The organism is Paraburkholderia graminis C4D1M, assembly GCF_000172415.1.
GTDB classification, from domain to species: domain Bacteria; phylum Pseudomonadota; class Gammaproteobacteria; order Burkholderiales; family Burkholderiaceae; genus Paraburkholderia; species Paraburkholderia graminis.
Map to the genome: position 1 here is coordinate 82,398 of NZ_ABLD01000015.1, position 20,651 is coordinate 103,048.

A 20,651-nucleotide genomic window follows, 5' to 3' on the forward strand; every position below is an offset into this window, starting at 1 on the left:
GTTCAGGCCGCCAGTTCGATCACAAGGTTCAGGTCGTCGTCGACGCGTGCTGTATGCGATTCTTTCAGGACCGCGCAACTGCTGTGCTCTTCGATGACGGCCGGGCCGTCGATCTGGGCGCCGACCGGAAGCCGGCTGCGAGCAAAGACCGGCAAGGCCCTGACAGTTCCATCGATGTACACATCGCGTGTTCGCAAAGGAGTAACCGCTGCTTCCTCATCCGAATGCGCGACGCCGCCTTGCCAGCCGCTCGTCGCAATGAGTTGCAGCCGCAAGTTGGCGACCATGATCGTCTTGTCCTTGCTTACGAAGTTCCATAGACGCTGATGCGCCGCCTCGAAGTCGCTCGCGAGCGCAGCGCACGATGCGCCTTCCGGGACCTCTACCGTGATGACATCCGGTTGACCGACGTAGCGGCAGTCCGCGAGACGCACAGCGCGGGTCGCATTTGCCTCGACACCGTGGCGCCCTGCTTCGCTTCGCCCGAGCGCAAGCAGTTCGCTGAATTCCGCGTGCAGTCTTTCGTCGCCGAGCTTGGCGAGGTCGCATTCGACCGGGCGTTGATAGTCGTACTGCTGGTCGGCGACCATCATGCCGAACGCGCTGAAGAGGCCCGGCAGCGGCGGAATCACAACGCGGCGAATCCCCATTTCATGAGCGAGGTCTACCGCATGTACAGGGCCCGCGCCGCCATAACAGATGTACGAGAATTCACGCGGGTCGTAACCCCGCTCCACCGTCATGATGCGAACCGCCTGCGCCATCAGTGCGTTGGCGACGGAGCGAACCGCCTGCGCCGCCTCCGGCACGCTCATGCCCAAAGGTTTGGCAATGACTTCGTCGACGACGCGCCGCGCCGCCTTGGCGTCCAGCTTGAATTCGCCCCCGAGAAAATTGTCCGGGTCGATATAGCCAAGCACGAGATTGCAGTCGGTGACGGTCGGTCGGGTACCGCCGCGGCCATAGCATGCGGGACCCGGGTCGGCGGCGGCGCTCTCGGGTCCGATGCGTACGCCGCCACCCGCGTCGATCCAGACGATGGAGCCGCCGCCCGCACCCACGGAGTCGATGTCGATGCTGGGAGAGCGCACTGTGTAGCTGTGCAACAGGCTTTTGTTCCGGATCTCCGGTCTGAAGTCGCGGATGAGCGAGACGTCGAACGTCGTGCCGCCCATATCGCCAAGAATCGCATTGCGCAGGTTGCCCCGCTCGCAATTGCGGATTGCGGCGCTAACACCGCCCGCAGGCCCCGACTCGAGCAGCACGATCGGACGGTCAGCGACGCGCGCCGGGCTCGCGAGCCCACCGTTGGATTGCATGAACAGAAACTTGCCGGCAAAGCCAAGCTGCGCAAGCGCATCCACCAGACGGCCGATGTAGCGCCCGCACACCGGTCCGAGCATTGCGTTAATGACGGTCGAACTGGTCCGCTCGTACTCCATGGCTTCAGGGTTGACTTCGTGCGAGGCGCACACGAACCGGTCCGGCAGCATTTCCCGCAGCGCGCCAACGGCAGCCATTTCATGCTCGGGATTGACGTGCGCGTGCAGGAAACACACAGCGACCGCTTCAACGTCTGAGTCACGGATGCGCGCGGCGATCTGCGTCAGTTCCTCGTGCGAGAGCGCTGTCTCGACGCTCCCATCGAAACGCAGGCGCTCCGTTACCTCAAGTCTCCAACGACGCTCGACCAGCGCCCTTGGGTTGTCGAACAGCAGGTCGTACAGGTCGGCACGGTCGTGACGGGATGCACGCCTCAATTCAAGAATGTCCCTGAACCCGCGCGTGGTGACCAACGCAGTTTTCGCGCCCGTGCCTTCGACCACCATGTTCGTGGCCATTGTCGTTCCGTGGCCAAGGAATGAAATATCGCCGCTCTTCGAGCCTGAGATTTCGAGAATCCTTCGAAAACCTTCGACCGTCCCCAGGACGCGGTCTTTAGGCGTCGTCGGCACCTTGGTCGACCACACTTTTCCGGTCGAGTCGTCCACCATGACGACGTCGGTGAAGGTCCCGCCGACGTCTATTCCTATTCGTTTCACGCTTCGTTGTCTCCGTTGACAAACATGAGCCTCCTCGAATACCGGTCGGACGTCGACGAGCCATTCGCGGAATGAGCCTCCCGGCGCCGTCTGCATGCATCGAGGCGGAAATCGCGAGTACACTGCGCGACAGTGATTCGCGTGAGTTATCGCCTGGCGTCGAATGCATCGTGTGATCCGTCCGAATACGTTGCATCGACGTGCGCGCCTTGCAGATCGCGTACTCGTCCACCGGCAGGTCCAGTGTACTGATGCGTCGTCCAAGGCAGATAATGAAAGGTTTGAATCAGGTGAACGTCTGAGGTTATATCCGTGATAACCAGTAACGATGCGATTCTCAGGCGCCTTCGGGGAGCCCACATTGCGCTGCTGATCGCGCTCGACGACCACGGGTCTTTGCGCAAGGCAGCGCAGCAGATCTCCTTGTCGCAGCCGGCGATAACCAAATCGCTGCAAGAGCTCGAAGCCATATTCGGTGTTGAACTGTTTTCCCGCTCGCCACGTGGGATTGTTCCCAACGACCTGGGGCGATGCGTGATACGTCACGCACGAACGCTTCGGGCGGACGTCGGAACGATGCGCGATGAGATGGCGGCAATCCTCCGAGGCGGCGGCGGAACACTCGCCGTTGGCGCAGTGATGGGCTCGTTGCCGGTGTGGCTGGCGCCTACTGTAAAAGCGCTACGCGAGAGTCAGCCCGATACCTCGATCGAGGTGTGGGAAGACAACAGCGCGCGGCTGCTCGCGATGCTCGACCAGCGGCTGCTGGACCTCGTGATCGGGCGGTCCAGTGTCAGCGTTCATCCGGAGGCCTACGACTTCATTCCGCTAGAGGTGGAAGAGATATGCGTGGTGGTAGATGGCGCCGACCCTCTGGGCGATAGAACCGGCGTGCAACTAGCCGACATTATTGGTAACCCGTGGATCGTTCCGCAGGCAACACTGCCGATGCGGTCACTCTTCGAGCAGCTTCTCGATGACGAAGGTCTCGGCTTTCCACGCTACGCGATGGAAACCTCGTCCACCTTCGCCACACTCGCTCTGCTCCAGACCGGAGGCGGCACGGTGGGCCTGATACCTCGCAAGGTCGCGGAGTATTTCGCGGTGGGCGGGCTCGTAAAGATATTGCCGATTTACATCGAGCGGCGTGGAGCGCCATACGGCATTGCAACGCGTCGTGGCGCCACGCTGACGCAACCTGTGTTGAAGTTCATCGAACTTTGCCAGAGCCGCATCGCACAAAAGTGAGGGGCGGTTATTCACGGCTAATCCCGGCTCACGATAGGCGCACGCAATCTGCGTCTTGCGCGCGCATGCCCTCTACTGCTTATTCCTTGTCGAAAGCAAAGCGGAAGCTGTCACCGTGGCTCACCACGCGACCGGCCGTTGGCGACGGGAAGTGAGCCGTCAGGATTTTCGTTGACGTGTCCGCGTAGCGGCTCATCACACCCAGCCGCGCCTGATGGGCCAGCCCGGCGTCGAAATCCGCCGCGTTCGGGAGCGAAGGGTCGACAAACTGGATTGGATGGTGGATCACGTCGCCGGTCATTACGGCATGTTCGCCATGCTCATGCCCGACATGAATCAGCACATGGCCCGCAGTGTGGCCCGCTGCCGGAGTGAACCACACATTCTCGCCGAGTTCGTGCTCGAACGAATGGTCCATTTCGACAAACCTCGCCTGGCCGTGTTCGACGACAGGCAGCACGCTATCGACGAACGAGCCGCGATTCACCGGCAATTCAGGATTCGACTGATGCAGTTTCATCAGATGGTCGTACTCGGTGCGCGAGAAGATGTATTTCGCACGCGGGAAGGTCGGAACCCAGCGGCCATCTTCTAGACGAGTGTTCCAGCCGACATGATCGGTGTGCAGATGCGTGCACATCACGTAGTCGATGTCTTCCGGACGGATGCCCAGCGCCGCCAGGTTATCGATGTATGGCGTCTGCAGGTTGCTCCATGCCGGCATCGACGGACGTTGCTTGTGATTTCCGTTGCAGGTGTCCACAAGAATGGTGTGATGGCGCGTTTTGACAACGTAGCTGTGGAAGCTGAGATACAGCTTGAGGTCGGTCGGTTCGATCAGGCGCGGACCGAGCCAGCTGCGCTGCTCCTTCACGAAGTCGCTCTCGACCGTGGGGAAAAGCCAATTCGGTTCAAACTCCAGGCTATCGATCTCGCTGAACTTGCTGATCTCGACGTCGCCGATTTTCTGCACGTGCACTGCGTTCTCCTTCTTCCGCTTCAAAAACATTTCATGCCGGGGCGCGGACCGACGCGCACACGTGGCAATGCATTACCGTCACTGCCCCGCCGGGAGCATCTCCGCCTCGCGCAGATCGAATGTCTTGGGAACGCCTGCTCGCGCAATGGCACCCGTGAACGGCTCACCTGGTAACCAGCCCGCAATCGTCTCCCTGATTGCAAGCAGCGCATCGATATTTATGCCCGTATCGAACCCTTCGGATTCCAGGAGAAAAACAGTGTCTTCGGTATTGATGTTCCCAGTGGCATTCGGCGCGAACGGACACCCGCCAAGACCGCCTAGCGAAGAGTCGAAGCTGCGCACACCGGCATCGAGCGCGGCGACGACATTGGCAAGACCGAGGCCCCGGGTGTCGTGGAAATGACAGGCGACCGGCACGTCCCTGGTGATCGCGAGAACCTCGCGCATCAGCGCCTTCACCTGGCGGGGATTCGCATAACCGACCGTATCGGCAATCGTGATCTCGTCAGCGCCTGCTTCGAGGAGTGTTTCCACGAGACCGAGCACCCCGCTTTCTTCGACGCGGCCGGAGATCGTGCAGCCGAACGCGGTCGCCACGCCCGCGCCGAGCGTGATTCTGCGCGCTGTGCGTTCAACGGTGTCGCGCTCGAGGACAATCCGCGCGAAGTCTTCCACTGACTCCGCCGTCGTCCGGCGCACATTTTTCAGGTTGTGTTCGTTACTTGCCGACAGCACGTAATGCACCTTGCTCAGACCGACTTCAAACGCGCGTTGCGCCCCCTTCAGATTCGGAACCAGCGCCGCAGCGTGCAGTCCGGTTATATCGAGCGCGCCCCGAGCCACTTCCACTGCATCGGCAAACTGCGGGACGATTTTGGGAGGCACGAACGACGTCACTTCGATTTCGACCGAGCCGGCCTCCACCATTCGCCGGCACCACTCCAGCTTCTGCTCTGTCGACAGAATCGTCCGGACCATTTGCAGGCCATCGCGCAGCCCTACTTCCCGCACTGTCACCTTTTCACGCGTCGTCATTCCTGAATCTCCTTCGTCACCAGATGACCGCATGGGCATCTGTCAAAGCATTACGTTCGCTGCCGCGGAGTCGTCCAGCCTGTCAGCGGCAAGCTCCTCGAGCGACCTGGCACCCGTCGTTTTCGGAGCGAGCACAATTGCAGCAAGCGCGCCGATGAGCATGAGCAGGGAGATGGCGCCGAGTCCTCCAGCCATGCTGTTGGTCGCCGTCTTGATCGAGCCGATGATCATGGGACTGACAAACCCTCCGAGCAGACCGATACAGTTCACGACGGCGACTCCGCCTGCTGCTCCGCTGCCGCGGATGTAGTCCGTCGAAATCGCCCAGATCAGAGGATTGGGCGCAAGAATCCCCGCCGTCGCGATCGAAAGCGCCACCAGCGACCATGCAAGGCTGCCGTGAATCAGACCCGCCGCAAACAGACCGAGGGCACCGATAATCATCGTGATGCCGCAGTGCCAGCGGCGCTCCATCGTGCGGTCGGAGTTCCAGTTCATCCCGATCAGCGCAATCCAGCTCACGAAGTACGGAATGGCCGAATAGATACCGATTTCTAGCGGACTCGTCAGCCCCGTACTCTTGATCAGCGTGGGTAACCAGAAGCCGATCGCAAACACACCCGCAATCTGTGCAAACCAGACGAAGCCCATCACATACACGCGTGGGTCGCGAAGTGCATTCATGAAGGTGTGTTCCGCGTGCGTCCCGCTCACACCTGAACTGTGCTTCAGGTCCGCGAGAATCTGCGCCTTCTCGGCGTCACTCAGCCACTTTGCTTTTTCGGGGCCGTCGTCCAGGAAGAAAAATGCGGCAATGCCAAGGAAGCTTGCCGGCAAGCCCTGTACGATGAACATCCATTGCCAGCCATGCATGGCGCGGATGCCCTCCATGTGCGTCATCAGCCAGCCGGACATCGGGCCGCCAAGCAACCCGGCTATGCCCGTTGCACAAGTGAAGATAGCAATGGCTTTGGCACGGCGCTCGACGGGGTACCAGCGCGTCAGATAGAAAATGATGCCCGGATACAGACCGGCTTCGGCAAGACCGAGCAGAAAGCGTACGGTGTAGAAATGCGACGGGAGGGTCACGAATGCGGTCGCCGCAGCCAGGATGCCCCACAGAACCATGATTCGCGAGAAGGTCCGCTTTACGCCGATTCTCGTCAACAGAAGGTTGCTCGGCACTTCCATCAGCACGTAGCCGAGAAAGAAAATGCCTGCGCCAATGCTGTAGGTGAAGTCGCTGAAGCCGATGTCGTGTTTCATGTCGAGCTGCGCAATTCCGACGTTCACACGGTCCAGGAAAGCGAACACGTAACAGAGGAACAGGAAAGGAATCAGGCGCCGCGTGATTTTTCGATATGCTTGCTCTGCCAGCGGACTAGCCGCGGCACTGATGGGCGAGTTCATGCATGTCTCCTCCGGCGAAAGGCCGGTTAGTTGGCCGCCACGCGCGACTGGCGGCTTTCCTGTGCGGTGCGGCTAGCGTCCCTTGAAGACAGGCTGCCGCTTCTCGTTATATGCACTGATACCTTCAAGACGGTCTTGCGTCGGGATGAGCCGGTTGTAGGCTTCTATTTCGATGAAGAGACCCGTGTTCAGATCGCTTTGCATCCCGAGGTCGATCGCCTTCTTTGCCTGCGCAACTGAAAGAGGTGCGCTCGTGCAGATGTCACGGGCGGCTTCGATCGCGCGTGCCAGCACCTGGTTCGGCTCGTACAACTGGTTCACGACACCCCACGCGAGCGCTTCTTCCGCTGAGAACTTCGAGCCGCGAAAAATCAGTTCTTTCGAGCGTCGCGTACCGATCGTGCGAGGAAGCTGCTGGGTACCACCGCCCCCCGGCATGATTCCGCGTTTCACCTCTGTAAATCCGAAGACGGCCTGATTCGATGCATAGGCGAAATCACACGCCAGCAGCAGTTCGAGGCCGCCTGCAACTGCCGATCCATTGACGGCGCAGATAAGAGGAATCGGGCAATGGGTGATTGCGCGCACCATGCGTTCGAACAGATAGTGCTGCGTGCCGAACTGCTCGTCCGTCATGCCTTCGCGTTGCTTGAGATCCGCTCCACCGCAGAAGGCCCGCTCACCCGTACCCGTGAGAATCGCGCAACGATATTGAGTGGGGTCGACCTCCAGCGCACCGAAGACCTTGATCAGCTCCTGGCCCATTGGTGTGCTGATTGCGTTCGACACTTCTGGGCGGTTCAACCGGATCACGAGAATCTGGCCATCGATTTCTTCAAGCGCCAACGTCCTGATCGTGGCCGGGTCGAGGTGTTGAGCTATCTTCAATGTGACTCCTGATGCGTATCTATCAATGAAAAACTGCACCGGCGAGACGTGGGCTGCTCACCGCTCCGATGCCTGTCACTACTGGATGCGGGCAGCGCCGAGCGCAACGGCGCCTGATCGTTTCATGTTGTGAGCGGATCAGCAGGCCGGAACCATTTCCCTGATATCGGTAAGCTGCACGGTCACGGACTCGGCGACTGATAGCCGCGCCTCGCACTGACAACCGAGTGTACTGATGCGCCCTATGTACGGGTAATGAAACGTTGCAATCACGTGAACGTAATAGGTTATATCCGTGATAACCAGTAGCGATGGCCCGGCACTGGCAAAGAATCTTTCCCCGTCTATCGGACAAGTGCGACGAAAACAGGCGTATCGCATGCCGCACGGGCCGCATCGAAGTCAGCCGCCGCGCGATCGTACTCAGCTATTGGTGAGTCCATTTCAGCCTTAAGCGCAGGCGTAGAGGTAGGCGTAGGAACGTAGTTCATCTGCTGAATTTGCCGTCCAGCACGGCACTTGTTCTTGAGCCTAACAATGCAGCGTGTTCGCGCACCGCTGCTTATGTTGAAGTGCTGCGTTGCTCATGATTTTCCGATCTCAGTTTGCCACCGGCACGGCGCTCATGATCGCCACGCTCGTTACCTTCGGTTTTCACGGCCGCGACAATCGCGTTCGTCATGGTTTGGTTTTCCTGGCGTGCCTCAGTCCAGGATTCAATCCAAAACCGGACGCCGCCGGATAGACGACGTCCGGTCTCCCGAGCAAAGGTTGAGCGGAGCGGGCGGCCGCGCGGCCTCGGCAGGTTCATCCACCGAGGCCGCTTCATGGCGATGCGCCTGGGCAGACGTCAAAGCATTGCTTAGCCGACAAAGCGCTCTGAGCGATAGGGGTCCAATAGCTTCACAGTCACGCCGTCAAGCAGTTCCGTGGTGATCAGTTGCGACAATCCGGCTGCCAGACTAATGCCTGCGTTCGTCGTAATAGAAAGCACGCCGGGAAGTTCTTTAGAGCGGCTCACGACAGGCAACCCGTCAGCCGGAATGACGCGACGCGTTTCGGTGACTTTCTCGAAAATGGCGTTCTTCAAACCTGGTAGCACTCGGGCGGCGACACGCACGAGCTCCTCCGGGTCGGGCGTGCTTGGATCTCCAACGGGTGAACCGGAGAAGTGCTTGGCGATGACCACGCGACCGTCGATGCGCTGAATCGCATGAACGTGTGCGCCAAGAATGACCGAATCGAAAAGCCGCGGCAACGGCGCGAGGTGGACGACGCTGCCCGTGCTGTGGATGAGCGGTGCCTTAAGCCCCGTACCTTCGACGAGTTCCGGGTTCGCAATGCCGCCCGCGAAGATGAGAATATCGGCCTCGCGCTTGCCACTTCCGCTCCGGATCTCGTAACCGTCCGCCGTCTTCGTAAAGCCCTGATACGCGTCGTGCGGCGAATACTGCGCCCCGTGTGCGACCGCGGCCTCGAGCATCATTGACGTCAGTTGCACAGGCGACATCATCCCTTCGTCAGGCGTGTAGAAAATATCCGTCTCGGCGCCTGGTTCAAACCCCGGCTCAATGTCGCGTGCCTCGGCCGTGGTGACGCGATAAGTCGGGCTGCCCCACCGCAGGCGCCGGTCGAGTTCCGCCGCGAGTTCCGCTGCCTCAGCGGTATCCGGCTCGGCGCTTTGCAAGCAGCCAGACCAGCGGATCGGCAGACCGCCGATCTCGCTTTGCAGATAACGCCAGCGCAAGTGCGACAGTCGATGCAGATTGAAGTAATGCTGCGCGCCGACTTCGCCGAGCGAGTCCGCGTTGCGGAACTTCGTCTGGTTCGTAATCCACGCGAAGGATCCCGATGTCGCGCCTTTCGCGACCTCGTGCTTGTCGAGCACGGTCACGCGCGCGCCGCGTTTCGCGAAATCATAAGCGAGCGTGGTGCCGATGATGCCTGCACCGATGATGACCACTTTAGGTGCCGAATTCATAGAGTGCCTCTTTTCGTTGATGCAAATAGCGTTGCCAGGGTGAGATTCTTAAAATTTGAGTTGCCGTGGCTCCCCAGTGTCAAGGAAGGCTGCGCCGTTCTTACCGGTCAGCTGCGAGCCTCTCTTCGCTGCAGAGCGTGTTCGCCGGCGCTCGCGTCCACCGTCGGAGCGTTTGCCGCGCCAAGCGACACATGACGGGTCTCGGGAGCCATGCGAGCAGATACGAGCAGGCCAACCAGGCTGATCCCGCCCGCGATAAGCAGACCAGTCGCGCTTCCGAAATGGACGAGTACCGTAGGAAGGAGGAAGGTTCCTGCCGCGGCTCCGATGCGGCTTGCAGACATGGCGAGTCCCATACCGGTTGCTCGAAGGTCAGTCGGGAAAATCTCGTTCGGGTAGATGAACTGCAGCCCGGAACCGGCAGCTTCGGCCACCGTGAAGAGAATGAATAAACCAATCGCAACAGTGGCAATGCCCGACATCGGCGTCGCGAGAAGAAACAGCGCGAGCGTTGCAAGAACGAATGAGGCAAGACAAAGCGTGCGTCGACCGACCCGGTTGACGACGAACATGCCGATCGCGGTTCCGACGATCGCAAACGAAATGATTACGAGCGAGCCGGCGAGTGGCCTGGTGACGCCGAGCGACTTCAGCAACATCGGTTGAAACGTCTTGATTGCGAACGAGGGCGCAATCTGGCACATCCAGAAGATCGAGCAGAACACCAGCATGCGCCCATAGCCCCGCGAAATCAGTTCGCGGATTTTTGACAGTCCGAGGCCACGCCTTGAAGTGCTGACACGCGTCTCAGCAACGAGCGCATCAAAGTCAACCTGGGGCCCAAGATGCTGTTCCACGATGCCACGCGCCGCCTCTACCCGTCCTACGGAAATCAACCAGCGCGGCGACTCGGGGATGTTAAGGCGCAGCAGCAGGAAAAGTGCTGAAGGGATGGCAGCGCTCGCAAGAATGTAGCGCCATACACCGCTTTCGCTACCGCTCACGATCAAACCCGTTGCAAGGCTTAACGTGTATCCGACCCAGAGCAGAAGCACGAGGCTCGCGAGAACCGGCCCGCGAAGCTTCCGGGGCAGGAATTCAGCTGCGAGCGCGGTGGCGATGGGATAGTCCGCGCCCAGCGCAACCCCCATGATGAAACGAAGGACGAAGAGCGTCGTCACGTCATGCACGAACAAGTGCGCGAGTGAGCAGATAACGAATACGGCGAGATTGAGCACATACATCTTCTGGCGGCCGAAGCGGTCCGTCATTGGTCCGAAAACGACGCCGCCCGCGAACATGCCAATGAGGCTGGAGGCGCCGATCAGACCGATCTGCAGCGCGCTCAGCGCGAGATCCTTCGCAATGAACGGCAGCGCTACAACAATGATCCCTAGCAAATAGCCGTCACAGAACGGCCCCCCTGCCGCCACAACGGCAATCCTCCTGTGGAAGCGGCTCGTAGGTAAATCTTCGATGCCGACGAGTGTCTTTGCCATATGTGCCTCCAAACGTTGCCGAATCAGATGACGGAGATGTTGTTCTGTTCGAGTAGGCTAAGGTTCGGCACAATATCGGTCAATGTCGGATTTTATTCACCGAATATCGAAGGACTTGATATGTTGTTTAGCGAGGAGATCAACACATTCCTGGCGGTGGTCCGCTCGGGAAGCCTGCTTCAGGCGGCCGAGATCGTATCCACGACGCAGTCGACTGTCTCGTATCGGATCCAGTCCCTCGAGCGCCGGATAGGACATCTGCTGTTGCTGCGCTCGCGGGGAGCGAGGGGCATATCGCTGACCGCCGAAGGTGAGCGGTTTCTCGACATTGCCGAGCGCTGGAAAATGCTCGAAGTCGAGGCTGAGCAACTTCAGGGCAACCAGGTAAGACACCTTGCCGTCGGTTCGGTCGACGCGGTTGCGATCAACGTCCTTCCGCCGTTTATCGCTGCGCTCTGCGACGAGACACCGCCCGTTCGTCTGCATATGGAAAGTTCGCGCTATTTCCAGCTCGCTAACCGCGTTGCATCTGGTCACCTGGACGTAGCCTTCACACTGACCCCGTCCGAACACGTCGACCTTGTCTCAAGAAAGCTCCGCGATTACGCGATGCTTGTGGTCTATGCTGCGTCGGGTAAGACATCTTTGCCTGAAGCGCTCGACATGACGGATCTCGACCCATCGAGAGAAATTCATTTGCCGTGGTCGCCTCAGTTCGATTTATGGCGCATTCGGCGCGGGTTTTCGCGGCACGTAAATTGGGTTGAGAAAGCACACATGCTCGCGCCAATGCTCAGAAATGCGGCGTGGGCAATCGTCCCGAGTTTTTTGACGGCGCCATTGGCGAAGGAGACCGGATGCACGATCCACCGGATCGCGGTAGATCCCCCCGAGCCCCTTTCTCTTTTCATGATTTCGCGCAAACAGAGTAGCGACGCAACCAGACGTCACGAGCAACTCATCGAAATGGCGCTCGCCGCCCTCGACTGATTGGGTGATTTTTCGAGGAGTCGATCACCCCTTCCCAAGCGGCGGCCGACCAGGAAACCCCGCCATGTTGCTCAACTGCGCAAGTTCGTTCGCAGCCTCGCGCAGCGGCACCGAGTACTCGTGAATCTTCTCGGCGGTCAGCCGCACCCGCGGTCCCGCCAGACTGATCACGCCCACGCAGCGCGAGCCGCTCACCACGGGCACCGCCACCGCCGACATGCGCGGCGCAAACACCTCGTCGATCATCGCGTAGCCGCGCACTCGCGCAGCGTGCAGGAAACCGAGCAGTGCCTTGATCGTGGTCGGCGCATTCGGCCCGAACTCGTTCGGCTGACCGAAGCCCTGCTTGATAACCAGTGCCACCGCCTGCTCGTCGGTCATTGTCATGAGCCACGCGTGACCGGTCGACGTGCATGACAGCCGCGCTGCGTGGCCCATGTCGGGATCGTAGCGAAAGCCGACGCGCTGCCCGTCCGCCTTGCCGACCCAGATAATGGCGTCACCGTCGACGAGCGACAGCCGCGCCAGTTCGCCGGTCTTTGCGGCGACGCGCTCGATAATCGGCTGGGCGATATCGGCAATGCCGGTGAGGCTCAGAAACTCGAGTCCGTTCGACGTCATCCGCATGGTCAGGATATAGCGGCTGTGATCGACGAGCTGCCGCACATACCCGCCTTCGACGAGGTCCGTGAGCAGACGGTGGCACGTGCTGCGCGGCAGGGACAAGGCGTCGGCAATCGCCACGAGGCCTGCGCCCTCGCCTTGCGAGGCCAGCCAATCGAGAATCCTGAGACCGTTCTTCAGCGACATGTCGCGTCCGCTTCCATCATGTGAAAAGCAGTTCCAGCGTGGAACGCCTCGTTTGGAGAGCGCAAACAATAGCATTTGTTCGTCGCCAGAACGAACGTTTCAACACATCGGGATTGAGGAGACAACATGTCGTCGTTCGCAGATTCAGACTCAGACGTGGCCGCGGGGAAACAGTCCGCGCAGGCCCATTTGATGGCGCGCCGCGCGGTAGCGGGCGCAACCGTCGGCACCGCACTCGAATGGTTCGACTTCGCGCTGTATGGCGTGGTCGCGGCCACGATCTTTCCAAAGCTGTTTTTCCCTTCACTCGACCCGACCGCGTCGCTGCTCGCATCGCTGGCGAGTTTCTGGGCGGGGCTCGCCGCACGGCCGCTCGGCGCGGTGATCTGCGGGATGCTCGGCGACCGCTGGGGACGTCGCAAGCTGATGCTGATCACTGTCTCGGTGATGGGCGTGTCGTCGTTTCTGATGGGCTTGCTGCCCACTTACCAGCAGGTCGGCATTCTCGCGCCGACGTTGCTGGTGTCGCTGCGTATCATCCAGGGCTTCGCGCTCGGCGGCGAATCGACCGGCGCGCAACTGATGGCAGTGGAGCACGCATCAGCCAACCGGCGCGGCTGGTATTCCGGACTGCTTGGCATCTGCTCGCCGCTCAGTCAGATTCTCGCCAATCTCTCGCTCTTTACGATGGCCGCCCTGCTTTCATCGGACGACTTCAACGCCTGGGGATGGCGCGTTCCGTTCCTCGCAAGTTTTGTCCTCGTGCTGCTCGGCATCTACATCCGCAGGAAGGTCAGCGAGACACCGGCCTTCGAGGCGCTCAAAAAGACGGGCGCTCCGGTGCGCGCCGCCAATCCGCTCGGCACCGTCTTCAGGTATCACTGGCGCACCGCCCTTCGCCTGACGCTGTTCTTCTGCGGCCCCGCTGCGCTCTTCTATCTGATCGTGGTCTTCTCGCTCAGCTACCTGACGAAACATTTGGGCGTGCCCAAGCAAACCGGCTTCATGCTGCTGATGGTTGCAAATGTCTGCGCGATTGCCGGCGCGCTGCTGGGCGGCTATCTGAGCGATCGGATCGGACGCAGGCGTGCGCTGATGATCGGCTCGTTCTGCACGCTGATCTGCTGCCTGATCTATTTTCCGGTTCTGAACCAGAACTCGATTGGCATGACGATGGCGGTGATGGGCGCCTTCCTCGGCTTCACACAATTTCAGAGCGGCATCCAGCCGGTCTGGTTTGCCGAGTCCTTTCCGACCGAGGCACGCTACACCGGCTCTGCCCTATCGTACTCGGGCGCCAACCTGCTCACCGGCGGGCCGATGCCGATTGTCGCGGTGGCGCTGCTCAATGCATTTCACGGTTCTCCGTGGGCCATCGTCGCGGTGTGCGGCTCGCTGAACCTGCTCTCGTTCCTGATGATCGCGATATCGCGCGAAACCAGAGGCACCGCGCTCGAAAGCTCTTCTACACATTGAAACCATGACCCGCAAACTCTATATCCTCAACGGCTCCAATCTGAACATGCTGGGCGCAAGAGAGCCCCATATTTACGGCAGCACCACGCTCAAGGAGATCGAACAGAACTGCCTGACGTTGGCCGACACGCTCGAGTTCGACTGCGTATTCCGTCAGACCAACAGCGAAAGCCAGTTGATCGACTGGATTCAGGAAGCATTCCTGCAGGACGCCGCGCTCATCATCAATCCGGCGGGCTTCTCGTTCGGCCGGATTCCGGTGCTCGACGCAGTCAAGCTGATTCGCCGGCCGGTGGTGGAATTGCACATCACCAATATCCATAAGCGCTCGGAAGAATACCGTCACTCGACCATTTCGGTGGCGGCCACCGCCGTGATCTGCGGGGCCGGCGCAAACGGCTATTTGCTGGCGATCCGCGCAGTCGACGATCTGTGGGGCAGCCCGACTTAAGCCAGTCCTTTCTTATCCGCGATGTCCTGCTTTCGGTGCCCGTGCTTTCCGAAAAGTATCGAGTACCGTGGCAGCCGGAAATGGAATGGCATCGACGTGGCCGGTTCTCATCAACGCCTCGATACGCTGCGCCGTATCCGTCGACGGCGCGGGCGTATAGACCATGATGCGCATGCCGGGCGCGTCCGGCACCTCGAGCGACAGTGCATCGAGTTCGAGCACGCCTGCAACAGGGTGCTCCATAACCTTGCGCCAGTCGCTTCGCTTGAGCACCTCATGCTCCGCCCACCAGCGGCAGAAGTCAGCATCGGTATCGTTCAGTTCTTCGACGAGATCACGCAAAAACACTTCACCCGACGGGCGAAGAATATAGTCGCCGCGAAACTGCGCAAGCACGCATTTTGCGTAGGCGTCCCAACCTTGAAAGAGCGAGCGCGCACCGTCCTGCTGGAACGTGAACCACAGCAGATTGCAGCGGCCCGCAGGCATCTTGCGGAAGTCGGTAAACACACGCACCGCCGCTTCGTTCCACGTCACATAGTTCCAGTTGCCGTCAACCACGTAGGCCGGCATGTTGCCGAGCTGATCGAGCATGCGTCGAACGGTATCTGTCACGTTTTGAGCAATCGGATACGGTCCGGGCGGCGTGTAGTGGTTGGCCAGTTCGAAGAGATGTGTGCGCTCGTGCGGCGATAGCTTCAACGCATTCGCGAGACTTTCGATCGTCTTGAACGACACATTCACTTCCCTGCCCTGTTCGAGCCACGCATACCAGGTGACGCTGATGCCGGCGCGCTCGGCCACTTCTTCGCGCCGCAGCCCCGGCGTCTTGCGACGGCTGCCGCTTGGAAAGTCGATGTCCTCGGGTCGAAGACGGGCGCGACGCGTCCTCAGAAAATCGGCCAGTTCGTTCAGACGCTGCTGCTTTTCCATGTTTCGTGTCCTCCTGCGTTCCCTGTTACTGCCATTACTAGTAATGGCAATTGCTAGATGCGCTCCGTCAACCATGCGACATTGGCGCCGTCGGGAAGCACGCTGTATCCAGCATCGGTAACGCCAGATTATAGAACTCGTTACCCGCGTAGGTGCCAGCCAGCCGCGTCGAAAATTGGCGGCCACAACGCGTGCGTCTCCCGACAGATATCAGAACATTTACGGAGACATTCATGCGTCGTTCGACCCGCTTTCACCGTGCGAGCGTATTCGCCGTCGCGGCCTTCATTCTGACAGTTTCGTGTGCCGCGCGTGCGGACTACACCGGTGCGCCGCGTACGTTTCTGTTCAATCCCGCCGTGCAGATTCCGTTCGCCGACACGGCGAAGTTCAAGAAGAAGCCGCCCTATGTGATCGGTTTTTCGAATGCGGGACTCGGCGATAGTTGGCGCGTCGTGATGCAGCACTCGCTGATGAAGGCGGCGGCCGACCATCCCGACCAGATCAGGCAACTGCTGATCACAAACGGAAACATGGACGACGCCAAACAGGCCGCCGACATTCAGGACTTGATCTCGCGGGGTGTCGATCTGCTGATTGTCAGCGCGAATACGCAGAAGGCACTCGACCCCGTTGTCACGCGTGCGATGAAACAGGGCATACCCGTCGTGATGGTCGACCGGCGCATTTCATCCGACAACTTTGTTTCGTTCGTGACGGGCTCCGACGCGATGATGGGCCGTGTGTGGGCGCAATGGATCGTCGAGAAGTTGCATGGCAAGGGCAACGTCATCATGCTCGCAGGCCAGGCGGGGTCGAGCGTCAGCGCTGACCGCGAGGCGGCCGCGCATCAAGTGTTTTCGCAATATCCGGGCATCAAGGTGCTCGACACGGTGTATTCCGACTGGAGCCCCGTGAAGGCCAAGCAGCAAATGCAGGCCATGATCGCGAAGTACGGGCACAACATCAACGCCGTGTGGTGCGCGCACGGCTTGCCCGTCGCGGGCTCGATCGAAGCGTTCGTCGCGGCCGGATTCAAGCCAGGCGAAATTCCGCCGCATACGACAGCCGATCTGAACGGCCCATTGCAACTCGCGTTGAAGTACAAGATTCCGATGCTCGAGATCGGCTATCCGCCTTCAATGGGCGGCACGTCGCTCGATGTCGCGCTCAAGGTGCTGCAAGGTCAACCCTTGCCCAAGATCTACGAGATCAGTCCGCAGATCGCATTGACGCGTGGCGACGAAACGGCATCGGTCCCGCATCCCGACCAGTACATCGATCAGGTGGTCGACGCGAAGGGGCCGCCCGACAAGATCATCGACGGCGGCATGGGCGCGGACTACAACCCGTCGACCTTCAAGATCAAGTTGCCGGGTGAAAAATGAACCAGCCCACATCCAGTCCGGCAGGCGAAAGCCTGGACGCGCAGCCCGACGTGATCGAGGTCACCGGCATCACGAAGCAATTTCCTGGTGTAAAGAGCCTCGATGCCGTGAACTTCGGTGTGCGTAGCGGTGAGATTCACGCACTCGTCGGCGAGAACGGCGCAGGCAAATCGACGCTGATGAAAGTGCTTGCGGGTGCCTATGTCCCCGACGAAGGCGCATTGCGATTCGAAGGTCAGCCAATGGTGTGGAAGTCCCCCGCCGACGCAAAGGCGCACGGCGTTCACATCATCTATCAGGAACTCGTGCTGTTTCCGCAATCGAGCGTGGCGCAGAACATCTTCGCCGGAATCGAGCCGCGCACGCGGCTGGGCACGATCGACCATCGCGCGATGAACGAACGCGCCGCCGCCTTGCTGCACGAACTCGGCGTACAACTCGATCCGCGCGAGCGTGTCGGCGCGCTTTCGGTCGCCAGTCAGCAGATGGTCGAGATCGCGAAGGCGATGGCCAGCGAGATACGAGTGCTGATACTCGACGAACCGACAGCAGTCATCGCGGGCAAGGAAGTTCAACTGCTGTTCGCACGGCTGCGCGTGCTGCGCGAGCGCGGCGTCGCGATCGTCTATATCTCGCATCGGCTCGATGAAATCTTCGAACTGTGCGACCGCGTGACCGTCATGAAGGACGGCCGCAAGATCGGCACACAGCCCGTTTCCGAAACGACGCGCGCCGATCTCGTGCGCATGATGGTCGGCCGCGAAATGAAGGACATCTATCCGCCAAAGCCCACGCTGCAACCGGGCGGCACGGTGCTGATGAAGGTCGAAGGGCTGCAGGTCGGCAATCGCGTATTCGATGCTTCGCTTTCGGTACGCGCCGGCGAAATCGTCGGGCTCGCCGGCATGGTCGGCTCCGGCCGCACCGAACTCGCGTCGGGCGTATTCGGCGCGCTGCCCGCGCGCGGCACGATCGAAGTGCGCGGCGCGCGCCATACGCGCATGACACCGGCAACGGCAATCCGCCTCGGCCTCGGCTTCGTCACGGAAGACCGCAAGTCCGAAGGCTTGCTGATGTACCTGAACGTCGCGCAGAACGTCACGGCGACAACGCTCAAGCATGTGTCCCGTTTCGGATTGCTGAAAGCGAAACACGAGCGAAGCGCGGGCGCCGATGCAATCCGCGAATTCGGCATTGCGGGCGCGCGCCCCGCGGGCAGCGTCGCGACACTGTCGGGCGGCAATCAGCAGAAGGTGCTGATCAGCCGATGGGTGCGCGTGTGCACCAGCGTGCTGATTGTCGACGAACCGACCCGCGGCGTCGATATCGGCGCGAAGGCGGAAATCTATCGGCTGATGCGCGAACTGACGAATCGGGGACTCGGCATCCTGATGATCAGTTCCGAGTTGCAGGAAGTGATCGGCATGTCCGACCGCGTCCTCGTGATGCGCGAAGGACGCATCGCGGGCGAAGTCAGCGGCAACGAGATGACCGAGCACGGCATCATGGCGCTCGCGACCGGCGGCGGGCAATTCGTTCGAACGGGAGGCGCACATGCATTCGCTCATTAGGCGTCATGTTCCGCTGAACGCAGCCGCGTATATCGTGGCCGGTTTGATCGTCATGCTGTTCGTCGCCGGGGCCAGCGTGAATGACCGCTTTTCGACGCTGTCCAATCTGCTGAACGTCCATCAGCAGGCGACGGGACTTGCGCTCGTCGCACTGGGGCAGACACTCGCCGTGCTGACGGGCGGCATCGATCTGTCGGTCGGCTCGCTGATCAGCGTGTCGGCGACGCTCACCTCCGGTTTGTCGGAAGCCACACAAGGCGGATGGGGCGTGGCGATCGCAGTCGCGATTGCGCTGTCCGTACTCGTGGGATTGGTCAATGGCCTGCTCGTGCTCTGGCTGCGCGTGCATCCGCTGATCGTCACGCTCGGCATGGGCGCGGTGCTGCAAGGCGGCATTCTGTACTACGCGAACGGCCCGGCGGGCGGCGTGCCGGACGGCTTCGACGCACTCGCTTACGGCCGCTACGCCAACGTGCCCGTGACCGCCACCGTCGTGCTGCTGCTCTACGGCTGCGTATCGTATTTCATGCGCAATACGCGCCTCGGGCGATACGTCTACCTCGTGGGCGACGACGACAACTCGGCGACGCTGTCGGGCATTCCCCGCAAACGCGTCATTCTGTTCGTCTACACGTTCTCGTCCCTCTGCGCGGGTCTCACGGGCATCTATCTGGCTGCCCAGTTCGGATCGGGTCAACCGTATCTCGGCGCCAACTACACGCTCGCGTCGATTACGCCGGTTGTGGTCGGCGGCACGATTCTGAGCGGCGGGCGCGGCGGCGTCATCGGCACGCTGCTCGGCGTGTATCTGCTCAGCATGCTCAACAACCTGATCAACTTCGCGGGCGTGCCGTCGCAGTATCAGCTTATCGTGCAGGGCGTCGCGATCATTGCCGCCGTCTGCGTGAATGTCCAGCAGAAACGGAGGCTCGCATGAACTCGGTTGCTCCACGCACGGACGCCTCGCCTGCGCGCAAGCTCTCGCTCGGTGTCGCGCGACGCTATGGAATCTATCTGTTTCTCGCGGCGCTGATTGCGCTTTCGGGTGCAAGGTCGCCGACGTTCCTTCGTGCCGACAACGTCGTCAACATGCTGGTGCAGTTCGCGCCGCTCGGCATCGTCGTGATTGGCCAGGTGTTCGTGATTCTTGTCGGCGGACTCGATCTGTCGGTTGCCTCGGTGATGGCCACGGCAGCCGTCATCGCCACCGCATTCGACGACACGAACCATTCGGCGCCCGCGATCTTCGGCGTCACGCTCGTGTTGTGCATCGGCGCCGGTCTGCTCAACGGCCTGCTCGTGACGAAGCGCCAGGTGTCGCCGTTTCTCGCGACATTTGCCACGGCGGTCGTGCTCGACGGCCTGCGCTTCGCCTATACGCAAGGCGCGCCTTCGGGCAACGTGCCACCGCTTTTTCACGCGATGGGAACCGGCTCGGTCGCGGGCGTGCCCGTCAACGTGCTGTTGCTGCTCGCGTGCGCGATCGTGTTCGGCACCCTGCTGCATCTGTCCACCTTCGGGCGACGCGTGTACATGGTGGGCGGCAATGCCGTCGCCGCGAGACTGGTCGGCGTGAGCCCCGACACCGTGCGCATCGCGTGCTACGCGATCAGCGCGCTGCTTGCCGGGCTGGCCGGGCTGATCCTGTCGGGCTATGTTGGCATCGTCGACAACTGGGTGGGACGCGGCTTCGAGCTCGATTCGATCGTCGCCGCGGTGATGGGCGGCCTCGCCCTTTCCGGCGGCCGCGGCTCGCTGCCAGGCGGACTCGCGGGCGCAGCGATTCTCGTCGTCGTCTTCAACATCGTGCTCTTGATCGGCATGCCCGTGCAGGCGCAGATCATCGTCAAGGGCGTCATCATCATCGGCGCATCCGCGTGCTACGTGAGCCGCCGGCAGCGCTGAATTTACCCATTCACACGAGGCCATACGAAATGGCCCGGCTAA

The 20,651-nt window shown here is 60.9% G+C and carries 17 protein-coding genes; 8 read left to right on the forward strand and 9 right to left on the reverse strand.

The features are described from left to right. Positions 1-2: 2 nt before the first annotated feature. Positions 3-2,306 (reverse strand): hydantoinase/oxoprolinase family protein, encoded by a 2,304-nt coding sequence (locus tag BGRAMDRAFT_RS21855; protein WP_232292325.1) that lies wholly within the window; start codon positions 2,304-2,306, stop codon positions 3-5. Positions 2,307-2,354: 48 nt separating this feature from the next. Here BGRAMDRAFT_RS21855 and BGRAMDRAFT_RS21860 point away from each other — a divergent pair, with 48 nt between their 5' ends. Next, positions 2,355-3,290: a LysR family transcriptional regulator gene (locus tag BGRAMDRAFT_RS21860; RefSeq protein WP_044021608.1), complete on the forward strand. Its 936-nt coding sequence runs from the start codon at positions 2,355-2,357 to the stop codon at positions 3,288-3,290. A 79-nt stretch (positions 3,291-3,369) separates the two neighbouring features. On the opposite strand, the gene BGRAMDRAFT_RS21865 is transcribed toward BGRAMDRAFT_RS21860, so the two are convergent. From BGRAMDRAFT_RS21865 to BGRAMDRAFT_RS21890, 6 genes are all read right to left on the reverse strand, one after another. Beyond that, complete coding sequence (locus tag BGRAMDRAFT_RS21865) at positions 3,370-4,269, reverse strand: MBL fold metallo-hydrolase (protein WP_006051009.1); 900 nt, start codon at positions 4,267-4,269, stop codon at positions 3,370-3,372. 78 nt (positions 4,270-4,347) lie between these two features. Further along, positions 4,348-5,307: a hydroxymethylglutaryl-CoA lyase gene (locus BGRAMDRAFT_RS21870; protein WP_006051010.1), complete on the reverse strand. Its 960-nt coding sequence runs from the start codon at positions 5,305-5,307 to the stop codon at positions 4,348-4,350. A gap of 42 nt (positions 5,308-5,349) precedes the next feature. Next, positions 5,350-6,717, reverse strand: a complete 1,368-nt coding sequence (locus tag BGRAMDRAFT_RS21875) for an MFS transporter (RefSeq protein WP_006051011.1) — start codon at positions 6,715-6,717, stop codon at positions 5,350-5,352. A 72-nt stretch (positions 6,718-6,789) separates the two neighbouring features. Then, on the reverse strand, positions 6,790-7,605 hold the full coding sequence (locus BGRAMDRAFT_RS21880) for an enoyl-CoA hydratase-related protein (RefSeq protein WP_006051012.1): 816 nt from the start codon (positions 7,603-7,605) through the stop codon (positions 6,790-6,792). 862 nt (positions 7,606-8,467) lie between these two features. Next, positions 8,468-9,586, reverse strand: coding sequence for an NAD(P)/FAD-dependent oxidoreductase (locus tag BGRAMDRAFT_RS21885; protein ID WP_006051013.1), 1,119 nt, complete (start codon positions 9,584-9,586; stop codon positions 8,468-8,470). Between the two features lie 107 nt (positions 9,587-9,693). Beyond that, positions 9,694-11,085, reverse strand: a complete 1,392-nt coding sequence (locus BGRAMDRAFT_RS21890; RefSeq protein ID WP_006051014.1) for an MFS transporter — start codon at positions 11,083-11,085, stop codon at positions 9,694-9,696. Between the two features lie 120 nt (positions 11,086-11,205). Between BGRAMDRAFT_RS21890 and BGRAMDRAFT_RS21895 the strand changes: the two genes are divergently transcribed. Next, positions 11,206-12,075, forward strand: coding sequence for a LysR family transcriptional regulator (locus BGRAMDRAFT_RS21895; RefSeq protein WP_006051015.1), 870 nt, complete (start codon positions 11,206-11,208; stop codon positions 12,073-12,075). A 24-nt stretch (positions 12,076-12,099) separates the two neighbouring features. On the opposite strand, the gene BGRAMDRAFT_RS21900 is transcribed toward BGRAMDRAFT_RS21895, so the two are convergent. Then, positions 12,100-12,885 (reverse strand): IclR family transcriptional regulator, encoded by a 786-nt coding sequence (locus BGRAMDRAFT_RS21900; RefSeq protein ID WP_006051016.1) that lies wholly within the window; start codon positions 12,883-12,885, stop codon positions 12,100-12,102. A gap of 192 nt (positions 12,886-13,077) precedes the next feature. On the opposite strand from BGRAMDRAFT_RS21900, the gene BGRAMDRAFT_RS21905 reads away from it, so the two are divergent. Both BGRAMDRAFT_RS21905 and BGRAMDRAFT_RS21910 read left to right on the forward strand, forming a co-directional pair. Further along, positions 13,078-14,361 carry an MFS transporter gene (locus BGRAMDRAFT_RS21905; protein ID WP_029969330.1) on the forward strand — a complete coding sequence of 428 codons (1,284 nt, stop codon included), beginning with the start codon at positions 13,078-13,080 and terminating at the stop codon, positions 14,359-14,361. Positions 14,362-14,365: 4 nt separating this feature from the next. After that, positions 14,366-14,812, forward strand: a complete 447-nt coding sequence (locus BGRAMDRAFT_RS21910; RefSeq protein WP_006051018.1) for a type II 3-dehydroquinate dehydratase — start codon at positions 14,366-14,368, stop codon at positions 14,810-14,812. 12 nt (positions 14,813-14,824) lie between these two features. On the opposite strand, the gene BGRAMDRAFT_RS21915 is transcribed toward BGRAMDRAFT_RS21910, so the two are convergent. Continuing rightward, positions 14,825-15,820 carry a helix-turn-helix transcriptional regulator gene (locus tag BGRAMDRAFT_RS21915; RefSeq protein ID WP_232292328.1) on the reverse strand — a complete coding sequence of 332 codons (996 nt, stop codon included), beginning with the start codon at positions 15,818-15,820 and terminating at the stop codon, positions 14,825-14,827. A 158-nt stretch (positions 15,821-15,978) separates the two neighbouring features. Between BGRAMDRAFT_RS21915 and BGRAMDRAFT_RS21920 the strand changes: the two genes are divergently transcribed. Genes BGRAMDRAFT_RS21920 through BGRAMDRAFT_RS21935 form a run of 4 tightly spaced genes read left to right on the forward strand, consistent with a single transcriptional unit; the run spans position 15,979 to position 20,609 of the window. Next, positions 15,979-17,133 carry an ABC transporter substrate-binding protein gene (locus BGRAMDRAFT_RS21920; protein ID WP_006051020.1) on the forward strand — a complete coding sequence of 385 codons (1,155 nt, stop codon included), beginning with the start codon at positions 15,979-15,981 and terminating at the stop codon, positions 17,131-17,133. After that, positions 17,130-18,704, forward strand: a complete 1,575-nt coding sequence (locus tag BGRAMDRAFT_RS21925) for a sugar ABC transporter ATP-binding protein (RefSeq protein ID WP_006051021.1) — start codon at positions 17,130-17,132, stop codon at positions 18,702-18,704. Before BGRAMDRAFT_RS21920 ends, BGRAMDRAFT_RS21925 begins: the two co-directional genes overlap by 4 nt. Next, complete coding sequence (locus BGRAMDRAFT_RS21930; protein WP_006051022.1) at positions 18,688-19,641, forward strand: ABC transporter permease; 954 nt, start codon at positions 18,688-18,690, stop codon at positions 19,639-19,641. Before BGRAMDRAFT_RS21925 ends, BGRAMDRAFT_RS21930 begins: the two co-directional genes overlap by 17 nt. Next, entirely contained in the window at positions 19,638-20,609 is a 972-nt protein-coding gene (locus tag BGRAMDRAFT_RS21935; RefSeq protein ID WP_006051023.1) for an ABC transporter permease, read from the forward strand. Before BGRAMDRAFT_RS21930 ends, BGRAMDRAFT_RS21935 begins: the two co-directional genes overlap by 4 nt. The last annotated feature ends 42 nt before the right edge of the window (positions 20,610-20,651 follow it).